This is a genomic window from Prevotella sp. ne3005 (assembly GCF_900110085.1).
GTDB lineage: Bacteria > Bacteroidota > Bacteroidia > Bacteroidales > Bacteroidaceae > Prevotella.
In genome coordinates this window covers 41,039-53,339 of sequence record NZ_FOCK01000009.1, presented here as the reverse complement: position 1 = coordinate 53,339, position 12,301 = coordinate 41,039, and the positions used below count along the sequence as shown (strand labels likewise).

Below are 12,301 nucleotides of genomic sequence, written 5' to 3'. Positions count from 1 at the left end.
CTAATCAAATCGTTTATTCTCTCAAATTTCGGCAAAGGTACAAAATATTCTTAATTCTTCATCATAATTCTCATTTTTTTTGTACCTTTGCACGCAAATTTGCAAATTTACGCTATTATGATACTTGATAAGATAGACGAACTCCTGAAAGAAGTACAGGAATTAAGCGCCAAAAACGCAGAGGAAGTGGAGCAGCTCCGACTGAAATATCTCAGCAAGAAAGGTGAGATTACAGCCTTGATGAACGACTTCCGCAATGTGGCTGCCGACCAGAAGAAGACCGTCGGCATGAAGATCAATGAACTCAAGACACTTGCTACTGAGCGCATCAACCAGTTGCGTGAGGAGTGCGAGACCCAGGAGACTGGTGACGAGGCTATCGACCTCACGCGCACACCCTACCCCATCCAGCTGGGTACACGCCATCCGCTCACCATCGTCACCAACGAGATTATCGACATTTTCTCCCGCATGGGTTTCGTCCTTGCTGACGGCCCTGAGGTGGAAGACGATCTCCATGTGTTCACCAAGATGAACTTTGCTGCCGATCATCCTGCCCGCGATATGCAGGACACCTTCTTTGTCAGCCAGCATCCCAACGATGTAACAAAGAACATTCTGTTGCGTTCACACACCTCTTCTGTTCAGGCTCGTGTGATGGAGCGTCTGCACACTGAGGACGGCAAGCTCTCTGAACCTATTCGCGTCATCTGCCCAGGCCGCGTTTATCGTAACGAGGCCATCACAGCCCGCGCCCACTGCTTCTTCCATCAGGTGGAAGGACTCTATATCGACAAGAACGTATCGTTCACCGACCTCAAGCAGGTGCTGCTCTCTTTTGCCAAGGAGATGTTTGGTGCCGACACCAAGATTCGTCTGCGTCCCAGCTACTTCCCCTTCACAGAGCCCAGTGCCGAGATGGACATCTCCTGCTTCATCTGTGGCGGTGAGGGTTGCGGCTTCTGCAAGCATACCGGTTGGGTAGAGATCTTAGGTTGCGGAATGGTCGATCCCAACGTACTCGAGCAGTGCGGCATCGACTCGAAGATCTACTCTGGTTATGCCTTCGGCATGGGTGTGGAGCGCATCACCAACCTGAAGTATCGCGTCAGCGATCTCCGTTTGTTCTCCGAGAACGACACCCGCTTCCTCGAAGAATTCGAATCAGCTAATTAATAAAGAATCCCGCCAGTTAGCGGGATTCTTTCATATCCAAAAAAGAACCTCCGTGAGATGAAGACGATAAAGCGATTACTGTTTGCCCTGACCATTGTATTGATGCCGCTGCCGATGGCGGCTCAAACGGATTCTGCAACCATCAAGCTTCTTGAGAAAGAGATGTACCGATTCTTCAGTTCATCCGAGAGCGACAGCTTCATGCTTGTCACCGAACGGCTGAAGGAGGCCTGTCAGAAGGCCGGTGCCAGTCAGGAACATCTCTTTTACAAGTGCTGGGCCAATCAGGCTATTTATTATTTCACCCGCATCAACCGCAATCGTGGTCTCAATATGGCACAGCAGGTATATGACTATGCCATCCAGCACGACAGCAAGTTCGGACTCTTTACCTCAACCTATGCTATGGCAACGATGCAGGGAAACCTGCGACGATACGACCAAGCCGAGAAAAGTTTTTATGAGGCTATCGACTATCAGCACCGCTACTTTCCAGACGAGAGTGCAGCAGCACCTTATCTGGGCTTGGCCAAGATATATGTCAACACCAACAGGTTGGATAAGGTGTTGGATTGTGCCCATAAGGCACTGGCCGAGCCTGGCATCATCATGCAGCATAAGCTGTCTGCCTGGAGTTACATCTGCTTTGCCTATGCTGACCCGCACTACACGAAAGACGACTTCAACCAGGCGTATGCTGAGCGTGAAAAGGTGAAACAGTCCTATGGCCACGATGATATGTTTGGCGAAACGGTCAACTGCTATTATGCAAGGAAAAACGGTCGTCTTGAAGAGGCCTTGAAGATGGCCAAGGGCTTTAATGCGATGTCCGACCGCCTTAACTTGACATCTGACATCTATGCCGAGATGGGTGACTACAAGAATGCCTATCTCTGGCATAAGCGGTATAAGAAGTATGTCGACTCCGTTAATACTGCCGAGGTGCAGCAGTTGTCTTATGAGTATGCATCACAACTTGATTTGTCGCGTGCCGAGAACGAGGCCAAGGAGCTGAGACTTTCCAACCAGTCGATAGAGATACGGGCGGGGATTATCATCCTTGTTATTACGATGGCGTTTATGGGTTTCTATCAGTATCGTCGCCGCAAGCGTTTACAGGAGTTGCGTCAGGCCTACGACCAGTTGGAGGACACCACTACTGCCAAGGAACGTATCGATAGTGAATTACGCATTGCTCGCGACATCCAGATGGGTATGGTACCCCGAAAATTCCCTGCTTTTCCTGAGCGTAACGACATCGACCTCTACGCTGTGATGAAACCCGCCAAGGAGGTGGGTGGCGACCTTTATGACTTCTTCATGCAGGGCGACAGTTTCTATTTCTGTGTGGGTGATGTCAGTGGCAAGGGAGTGCCTGCCTCGATGACAATGTCAGTGGTGGTCAATCTGTTCCGCGCGGTGGCCAAGGAGGGCTGTCCTCCTGAGGTTATTGCCAACCGACTGAACGACACGCTCTCTACGGATAACGAAAACTGTGTGTTTGTCACGATGTTTATCGGTGTAATCGACATGAAGACAGGTCGACTCGACTTCTGTAACTGCGGACATAATGCTCCTATTTTAGGCCAGCACAGGGCTCATACCTCGCAGACAGTGTTCCGCTATATCGAGATGGAGTCGAATGCCCCCATCGGACTATGGCCAGAATTGGAGTTCAAAGGCGAGCATATCGACAATATCCACGACCACTCTCTTTTCGTTTATACCGATGGTGTGAATGAGGCCGCAAACAGCGATCAGGAACTCTTTGGCGAGAAGCGTATGCTGCATGTGCTCAACGAATCGAGCCAGCCTTTTGGCGAGCGCCTGCCCAAGAGTCGCTCTCACTATCTCATTGACAGGATGATGGCGGTTGTAGAGCAGTTCACGGGTGATGCCGAACAGAGCGACGACCTCACAATGCTCTGCGTACAGATTAAATAAGCCGCAGATTTAAACAGCCTGCTTGCACGGAATCCACAACCAGAAGGTGGAGCCTTTGCCAGCCCCGTCGCTATCCACACCGATCTTGCCTCCGCAACTTTCTGCTATCGACTTGCAGATAGCCAGACCCATACCAGTGCCCTGAACAAACTCGTCGAGCTTCACAAAGCGGTTGAACACGATTTGCTGTTTATCTTTGGGGATGCCTGCGCCCGTATCTTCGCAGAACAGGTAGAGACCATCGTCTTGGTAGCGGTAGCCCAGACGGATATGCCCTTCCTTGGTAAACTTCACTGCGTTGGTCAGGAAGTTCGTCAGAACCTGTTGTATGCGCCCGGGATCGATGGTGGTGACAAACGATTTGTAGGGATTGTCCTTCCAGAACTGCACTTCGGGCTTTTCAATGCGTTGTTGCAGTGTGAAGCAGATATCGTCGAACATTCTGGCAAAGTCTACCTGCTCAGGCTTGATGCTGATGACACCATCGGTCAGCGACGAGGCATCGATGATGTCGTTGATAAGTCGCTGCAGCATGTCACTCGAGTTTCGGATAATACGCACATATTCCGGACGCTCAGGCGAGTCGGCGAACGCAGACAGCACACTCGTAAAGCCTACGATGGCATTCAGTGGCGTGCGCAGTTCATGAGTCATCGATGCCATGAATCCGCTCTTCATCCTGACGCTCTCGCTGGCCTGTTTCGTCACAACCTCCAGTTCCTTACGGGCCTTCATAAAGTTCGTGATGTCGATCGAAACGCCGAAGTGGCCTGTCACTTTGCCGTCCTTGTTGCGTATAGGTTTGCCGCTTATTTCAAACCATCCCTCCTCAGGACCAGTCGTCGTGTAATTGAAGTGGTAGATGTCGCCATGGAAGTCGTTGTTGAGCATCTCCTGACTATTCAGTATCTCAAGCGTGCGATGGCGGTCTTCTTCTGCCAGATAACTCAGATAGGTATCGAAATCCATACTGATCTCAGGCTCGCCAAACTGACGGTAGTAGTACAGCATCCGGTTCTCGATGTCGCTGTGCCACAGGAATCGCTGACTGTTCTTCAACAGGTAGTTAAGACGTTGCTTCCGGTTCTCTATCTCAGCCTGCATCAGCTGGATGTCTTTGTCCTGTAGGTGCTTCAGGTGGTCGCGAGTACGGTCGTCGGTGACATCGAGGGTTGTAATGAAGTAGTTGGCTATCTCGCCATCGGCATTAAACAACGGCAGGATGTTGAACTCGATATAGCGGTCGATACCCATTTCCGGATAATCCATATGCTGGCATACCAGCAGGTCATTGCGATCGTCGGGGGAATAGACATTGCGGAACAGTGGGACGTCAAACATGCAGACGCTTTCCCAGAAGCGCTTGGTCTCAGGGTCATCCATGCCACACAGCTCTTTCATCGAGTCGTTCAGGTCCATGAGCCATCCTTCCTTGCTGTAGAACGACATGGCGATAAATGGGATGTTAGACAGTCGCTCGTATTTCCTGACAAGCTCGCGTCCGGCCTTATCCTCCTCCATGTCCTTCGTCACGTCGTGAATGGCGTTCACAATGTATTCCGGATGACCATCGGCTGCGAGTTCGGATATGGCGTGGCCCTGGAAGTTCAGCCAGTCGGGTGCGTCATCGGTTCCCTTGTTCCATCGTTTGTTCAGTTCGAAATGTCTCTCGCGCCCCTCAATCAGCCTCTTCATCTTCTGGGTAAACTCTGCCTGTTGGTCGGGGTGTATTCGCCTGGTATATTCTGCCAGCGAGATGCCCTCCTTTGGCAGGATATGGCCGTAATGGTTGGTCATGCGATCGTTCTTGATGTCATACTCCATCACATTGAAGTTGCCCATGTGCAGCGCCTTGTACATCATGTCGTTAAGTTCTGTCGACCGACGGGTGGCGCTCTTCACGTGCGCTTTGGCCAGGCGGATGAACAGGTAGATGAGGGCTATCAGTATCAGTGTGCCTATACCTATATATAATAGGACAGGTGCCGACTCGTCTTTCACACGCTCAGGATGTAACCACTTGTCTTGCAGTTGGGCTATCACTCCGCTCTGCTTCAATCGTGAGTATTGGTCGTCCATACGCTCTATCAGGTCTTTATCGTGCCCGATGATATGTATTTCGGAGATGGGTATGCTCACATCGTTCAGGATGATACCCTCTAATTGGAGCTCCTTGATTTTCCACTTCAGTGGCGCCTCGCCCCAGACGTAGTATTTGTAGTCGCCATTAATCAGCCCCGTCAAGGCCGTTTTGGGTGTCTGGAACTCCATAAAGCTGGTATTGATGGTATCGCCGTCTTGGAAGTAGTAGGCCGAATAGTCGCCAGGTTTGAATACGGCTCCTTCACGTTCCAGCTGTTTGAGAGTCACCATGCCGATGGAGTCGGAGTGCATAGCCACACGAATGCGGTTGTAGTTGACGATGTTCTCGGATATGGCATAGTGGCCTTTCCTATATCGGCGTGCATTGGCAAGAATAATGTCGGCATCGCCTCGCTCAAAGTTTTTCAGGGCAATGCTCCATTCCTTCATCACGTATTTCACGGGCAGATCGAGCTTTTCCATCACAGCGTTCAGCACATCGATGTTCGAACCTGCCGGCATACCCTTGTCATCGAGGAATTCGTAAGGTGGCTTGTCCCAGTCGCAGACCACCACTACAGGCCTTTCCTTATTGTACTTCTCACTGAGGCTCTGGGCCAGCAGCGGGACTATCGTAGTCTGTAAGGCTATCAGTATAAACAGTATTCTCTTCATAAGGCTAAGCTAACTTATTGCGTTTGATGACTGAGGCATGACAGGGGATGGTGATGTAGACAATGGTGCCCGAACCTTCTTCCGACACAATCTCCAGAGTTCCTTCCATCTGACTTATCAGCTCTTTGGTGATGGCCAGTCCCAGTCCTTTGGTGGTGTGAGCACCGCCTGGCTTCTCCAGTTTGATCTTCTCGAGTTGTGCAGCCGGTATGCCTTCGCCTGTATCGTCGATCGAGATAATCAGTCGTCGGCCGATATAGTCGTAGCGCGCCTTCACCATGCCGCTCTTGGTATGCTGGGCAGCGTTGGCCGCTATCTGGGCGATGGCATGTTTCAGATTGTCGGCATCGATATCGATGACCAGTTGCTCGTAGGGATTCTCGACGATGTAGCGTGTATCTGCATTCTGGTATTTCATCCAGCCGGTAGTGCATTGCTCTTCGAAGATCTCAGCAAAATTGCATGGATCTTTCTTGATCTCCACCATTCTGGCCTCCAGCCGCGACAGATAGAGTATGTTGTCGATGAGGTGTAGCAGGTAGTCGGCATTCTGTGCTATTCCCGCGCACAATTCTTCCTCGTTGTCGGTAGGCGCATTCTCACCTATCTGCGACACATATTCCATCACGGTGTTCATAGGTTCTTTGATGTCTTGAACCATGTTCTTCACGAAACTGTTCTTGGTGTTCTCCACCTCCTGCACCTTGGCAGTCTCTATTGTCATCTGTTTTTCTAATGCCATCAGATCGCTGATGTCGCGCAGGAGTCCCAGATACTCCTTGATGTCTCCGTTCTTGTCACGTTTTGGCTTCAGATTGAAATACAGTGTAAGCGTTTTACCACCCTTGGCCCGCAGCGCTGTCTGAATGTTGTGCTCTATCACCTTGTCGGCGCGGTCGTCCATGTCGTTCAACAGTCGCATGGCAGCACGTTTCGACTGTTCACCCACTAATGCCATGCAGCGTGTCTGTGTCAGTTTGTGCTGAATCTTGTCTGTGCCGTTGAAGATGGTGAGCGTGTGCGATCCTGGCGAGTATCTGACCAGTCGGATGTCGGTGTCGCCGATGGTGGCATCGATGGCATTGCCATAGTGGTCGAGTACGCCCGTCACCTGGCTCATCTCCTTCTGTATCTCCTGCTCCTGGTCGATACCGCTCACCAGCGTGGTGATATCGCGGCAGAAGGCAAATACGCCCAGCAGATCCTCGGAATCGTCATATACGGTCATCAGCTTGAACTCATTATAGACTTTCCCTTTGGCCTTGATGCTCCTGATCTTCCGTTCTTCATCCGGAATCCTGTCGAGGTCGATGATGTGGGTGGCGTTGAATCCGTCAAGACTCTCCAGATTCAGGTCGCTGATACCGAGTAAGTCTTGTATCGAGGCCTTTTCCGCAATGATATCCTCGGCTTCGCAGCAGAACATGTCGCAGGCCTTGGGATTGATGTTCACGATCTTGCCTTCCTTGTCGAAAAGCATGATACCCACTATCGGGGTGTAGAATATCGACCAGTAGCGCAGCGTCCGGTCTTCTTCGTCACGCTTTAGCTGACTTTCCTTCGTCACGTCCTTCTTGGTGCCGATAATCACTGTGGGCTTGCCTTCCTTGTCTCGACGCAGCACGGAGAGCACGATATAATAGTCGCGCAGATCGGTGTCTCCGCCTTCCACGTCCTTCGCCCTCAGACTGAGTGTCAGCTCTTCCTCTTTTTCCGTCTTCGTACCCTTCGACAGTCGTTCCAGAGCCGTCTTCAGTCTCACGAAGTCCTCAGGACTGTAGCGCTGTGAGAACTCCTCCATCGAATAGGTGTAGGCCACCTGTCCATTATCGTTGCGCCATGCAAACTGGTTCTTCTCGATGTCGTAGGTCCATATTCTCACCTGACTGGTCTGGAGTATCAGTGCCAACCGTCTGTTGCGCTTCAGGTTCTGCAGTTTAAGTTTGGTGCTCTGTATGCGGTAGCTGATGGCGTATGCACTTGCAAAGATTATCAGCAGGAGGGCTATTCCCGCCGCGTACCATATCCACTGAGGGGGCTCGGGTTTCAGTCGCTCGGGGTAGAACCACTTGTCCTGTAGTGGTGTGATCTTGTCGGCTGTGTAGAGCTTGGTGTAGGCCTCGTCCAGACGGTCGAGCAGTTGCTGATTGTTTGACATGAACTTATACTCTCCGTGAGGCATGTTGACAGGTGTCAGTTGCAGGTTGTCGATATGGTAGCGGTTCATCAGCCATTTCAGCGACAGCGTGTTCCACACGATCTGTCCGTCTTCGTGGGCACTCACCTGTTGTATCACCTCTCTCAGGTCGCTGCTTGGGATGGCATTCTCTCCCCATCCGTAGTCCATCATCAGGTGGTAGCTCATGCTGTTGGGGTTTACTATCACCTTGACGCCTTCCTTGCCCAGATCGCGAAACGTCTTGATCTCAGTCGGTTTGCCCTTGGGTGCTGCCAGGCTCTGGGTAAACAGGGTGATGGCGTTATTGCCGTATAGTCCGTACTGGTCGTGGAAGCCTACGGCCAGTCCCAGCATCAGGTCCGACTTCCTGTCTCTCAAATCCTCGAAAGCCTGTTGCTGTGGGCGCAGCCTGATGGTATAGGGGATATTGAGCTCTTTCATGATCAGGCGTATCAGGTCGATGTTGAAGCCGTCAGGCTCGCCGTTGTCGTTAAGGAAGGCGTATGGCCACAGGTCCCAGGCGTCCTCATACACCAGCGGATTTTGCTCCGTATAGACTCTTGTCGAGTCGCCTTCAGCCGCCAGTGTCGTCAGTGACAGGAAGGAACTTAATAGCAATGCTATTGTTTTTTGCAAGATGGAGGGTTTTAAGTATTTTGTTATTGACATGGTTTATGCAAATTATCCTTTGGGTTGCAACGCTTTGTTTGGGTACAAAGGTACAAAAAAATTTTGATTCCACCAAATAAATTCCCATAAAAGTTTAAAAAAACTTTTCCTCTAGGCCTATGGTAGTCAGTCGGGGACACGGTTACGCGGTTACGCGGTTTCATTTTGGATTTCGCAGTTTCGGTTGGGGGCGCGGAAAGGGTCTTATATATTTATTATATATTATAATATATAATAAATTAATATATATAATAATATAAATAATATAGATGTTTTGAATCTCCCTCCCATCCACCCTTCCCCCCTCTTCTCGGAGCTGGGGAGGAAATAGAAAAAACAAAATGAAACCGTGTAACCGCGTAACCGCGTGGTGGAAAAGACAAAAAAAGGGGAGTTTCGTCCAGATGTTTCGAGGCACTCATTCTGAATATTCCTTATTGGGCAAAGGGATTATCTGAACACGAGTAAGAGACTATCCGGATAGCGCGTGGAGACTATCTGAACAACCTAAAGGTTACCCCCACCCTTCTCGGCTCATTCTTTGGCGGCGGCCACAGTGACGATGTAGGCGCTGAGGAGGACGAGGATGCCTGCGACGGGTTTGTCCCAGGTGAGGATATCCTGCCCCAGCATGATGGCGACAAACGAGGCGATGACGGGCTGCAGGTTGGTGTAGATGGAGACGGTGGTGGCCTGCAGATACTTCATGGCGAAGGGGATGAGGAAGTAGCCAAGGGCTGTGGCGCCAATCACGATAAAGGCCATCTCGGCAATGCCGTCCCAGCCCCAGGCTGAGGTATAGAGCGCATTTGCGGGCAATTCTGGGATGGCGATGGGCACTGTGACGACGGCAGAGATAAGGAACACATATTTCATCTGCGTGACGGGGGAGTATTTCGAGGCCACATTGCGGGTGATGATCAGGTAGACAGCCCAGGTTAGTACGCTGAGGATGGCGAGCAGGATGCCTATCAGATCGTTCTTGCCAGAGCCTAAAGACTGGCTCATCAGCACCATCAGCACAGCTCCGGCAATACCTAGGAGTACGCCCAACGATTTCATGGGGGTGATCTTCTCGCCTATCGTCAGGGCAGCACAGAGCATCACAGCCACAGGCGTCAGCGTGGCAATCAGCGAGAAGTAGACAGGACTCGTGAAGTCGAGCGCCCAAGCCGTCAGCGTCTGGGAGATGACAAAGCCCAGCAGTCCACCGAAGAGTATGGTTATCAGGTCTTTACGCTCCACATGCTCCTTTGGCATAAAGGCGGCAATGATCCAGAAGAGGATGCAGGCTCCAAGCGAGCGGGAGGCCATATATCCCATAGGAGTGACCCACTGGTCGAGCAGGAGTTTGGTGACAGGGACACCCAGTCCGAAGATGGTGTTGGCAAAGAAGATGGCACTATGCGCTTGGAGCTTTTTGTTCATTGGATATTGAATATTGATGATTGTACATTTTTATGGGTGCAAAATTACTACTTTTTTTGGTACGTACAAAAAAAATGCGTATCTTTGTAGCCAAATAAGCAGATTATGGATGAAATCAAGAGAATAGAGCAGCTTCGCAAGGAACTGCACGAGCATAATTACCGTTACTACGTGCTGAACCAGCCTACGATTGGCGACCAGGAGTTCGACTTCATGATGCACGAGCTTCAGGATCTGGAGGCGAAGCACCCAGAGATGGCCGACCCCAATTCACCTACCCAGCGTGTGGGCAGCGACCTGAACGAGGAGTTCCGACAGGTGGAGCACAAGTACCCTATGCTCTCGCTGGCTAACACCTATAACGAGCAGGATGTGGCCGACTGGTACGAGAGTGTGAAGAAGGGCTTGGCCGGTGAGGATTTCGAGGTGTGCTGTGAGATGAAGTACGACGGACTTTCCATCTCCCTCACCTATGTCGACGGAAAGCTGACGCAGGCCGTTACCCGTGGCGATGGTGTGCATGGCGACGATGTGACGGCGAATGTGAAGACCATCCGATCGATCCCTCTGGTGCTGGCTCCCCCATCCGACCCTACCGACCTTTTCGCATCACCAGCCTACCCGCGTGAATTTGAGATCCGAGGCGAGATACTGATGCCTTGGGCTGTGTTTGAGCGACTGAACAAGGAGCGCGAAGAGGCAGAAGAGCCCCTCTTTGCCAATCCGAGAAATGCTGCCAGTGGCACGCTGAAGAGTCAGAAGTCGAGTCTGGTGGCTTCAAGACAACTCGATGCGTACCTCTATTATTTATTAGGTGAGGACTTGCCTGCCGAGGGGCATTACGAGAACCTGGAGACAGCCCGCAGCTGGGGGTTCAAGATCAGCGAGGGCATGAAGAAGGTCAAGACCCTGCAACAGATCTACGACTACATCAACTACTGGGATACGGAGCGCAAGAATCTGCCCGTAGCCACCGACGGCATCGTGTTGAAGGTCAACTCCTTACGTCAGCAGCGCGCACTGGGCTTCACAGCGAAGAGTCCACGCTGGGCCATCGCCTATAAGTTTAAGGCCGAGCGTGTCTGTACGCGACTGAATGAGGTGACTTATCAGGTGGGGCGCACAGGTGCCATCACCCCTGTGGCGAATATGGATCCTGTGCAACTGGCAGGCACCACCGTGAAGCGCGCCACGCTGAACAATGAGGATTTTATCCGTTCGTTTGACCTGCATATCGGCGATTATGTCTACGTGGAAAAGGGTGGCGAGATCATCCCCAAGATTGTGGGTGTGGATATAGACCAGAGGCCTATCATCGCCCAGCCTGTGGAGTTCATCAAACGTTGTCCGGAATGTGGCACGCCATTGGTGCGCTACGAGGGCGAGGCTGCCTGGTATTGTCCCAACGATACGGGTTGTCCGCCACAGATCAAGGGTCGCATCGAGCACTTCATTGCCCGCAAGGCCATGAACATCGACTCGTTGGGCCCAGAGACCATCGACGACTACTACCGTCAGGGGCTCATCCATAATGTCGCAGACCTCTATGATATTGACGTTCAGCAGATTAACGGCGACGGCAGTCGTACGAAGTCAGCCCAGCGCATCGTCAATGGCATCGCTGCCTCGAAGGAGGTGCCCTTCGAACGTGTGGTCTTCGCCCTGGGCATCCGGTTCGTGGGAGAGACTTCTGCCAAGCTGCTGGCGCGCCATTTCAAGAACATCGACGCCCTGATGAATGCCGGACTGGAAGAGCTGCAGGAGATTGAGGGCATTGGCGAGGTGATGGCGAAGAGCATCATCAGCTATTTCCATAACGAGAAGAACCTGGAGATCATCCAGCGTCTGCGCAACTATGGTTTGCAGATGGAAGTCTCAACTCTCAACTCTCAACTCTCAACTAAACTCGAAGGTCAGAGTATCGTGATCAGTGGTGTCTTCGCCCATCACAGTCGTGATGAGTATAAGGCCATCATCGAGCAGAATGGTGGTAAGAACGTAGGTTCGATCTCCAACAAGACATCGTTTATCCTTGCGGGTGAGAACATGGGGCCCTCCAAACTTCAGAAAGCCGAAAAGCTCGGCATCAGGATCATGAGTGAAGACGAGTTCCTGGAAATGCTCAATGCTTAAAGCTTAAAGCTTAAT

The 12,301-nt window shown here is 51.4% G+C and carries 6 protein-coding genes; 3 read left to right on the top strand and 3 right to left on the bottom strand.

The features are described 5' to 3' along the window. The first annotated feature begins 117 nt into the window (after positions 1-117). Positions 118-1,176, top strand: a complete 1,059-nt coding sequence (gene pheS, locus BMY16_RS12955; protein WP_091843166.1) for a phenylalanine--tRNA ligase subunit alpha — start codon at positions 118-120, stop codon at positions 1,174-1,176. A gap of 57 nt (positions 1,177-1,233) precedes the next feature. After that, positions 1,234-3,120: a SpoIIE family protein phosphatase gene (locus tag BMY16_RS12950; RefSeq protein ID WP_091843164.1), complete on the top strand. Its 1,887-nt coding sequence runs from the start codon at positions 1,234-1,236 to the stop codon at positions 3,118-3,120. Between the two features lie 9 nt (positions 3,121-3,129). Here BMY16_RS12950 and BMY16_RS12945 read toward each other — a convergent pair whose 3' ends face one another. The 3 genes from BMY16_RS12945 to BMY16_RS12935 form a co-directional block, all read right to left on the bottom strand. Then, the gene (locus tag BMY16_RS12945) at positions 3,130-5,877 is read right to left on the bottom strand and encodes an ATP-binding protein (protein WP_091843160.1); all 2,748 of its coding nucleotides are present in this window, start codon (positions 5,875-5,877) and stop codon (positions 3,130-3,132) included. A 4-nt stretch (positions 5,878-5,881) separates the two neighbouring features. Further along, positions 5,882-8,674: an ATP-binding protein gene (locus BMY16_RS12940; protein ID WP_170836105.1), complete on the bottom strand. Its 2,793-nt coding sequence runs from the start codon at positions 8,672-8,674 to the stop codon at positions 5,882-5,884. Positions 8,675-9,259: 585 nt separating this feature from the next. Further along, positions 9,260-10,153: a DMT family transporter gene (locus BMY16_RS12935; protein WP_091843156.1), complete on the bottom strand. Its 894-nt coding sequence runs from the start codon at positions 10,151-10,153 to the stop codon at positions 9,260-9,262. Between the two features lie 105 nt (positions 10,154-10,258). Between BMY16_RS12935 and ligA the strand changes: the two genes are divergently transcribed. Then, positions 10,259-12,286, top strand: coding sequence for an NAD-dependent DNA ligase LigA (gene ligA / locus BMY16_RS12930; protein ID WP_091843153.1), 2,028 nt, complete (start codon positions 10,259-10,261; stop codon positions 12,284-12,286). Positions 12,287-12,301: the final 15 nt, after the last annotated feature.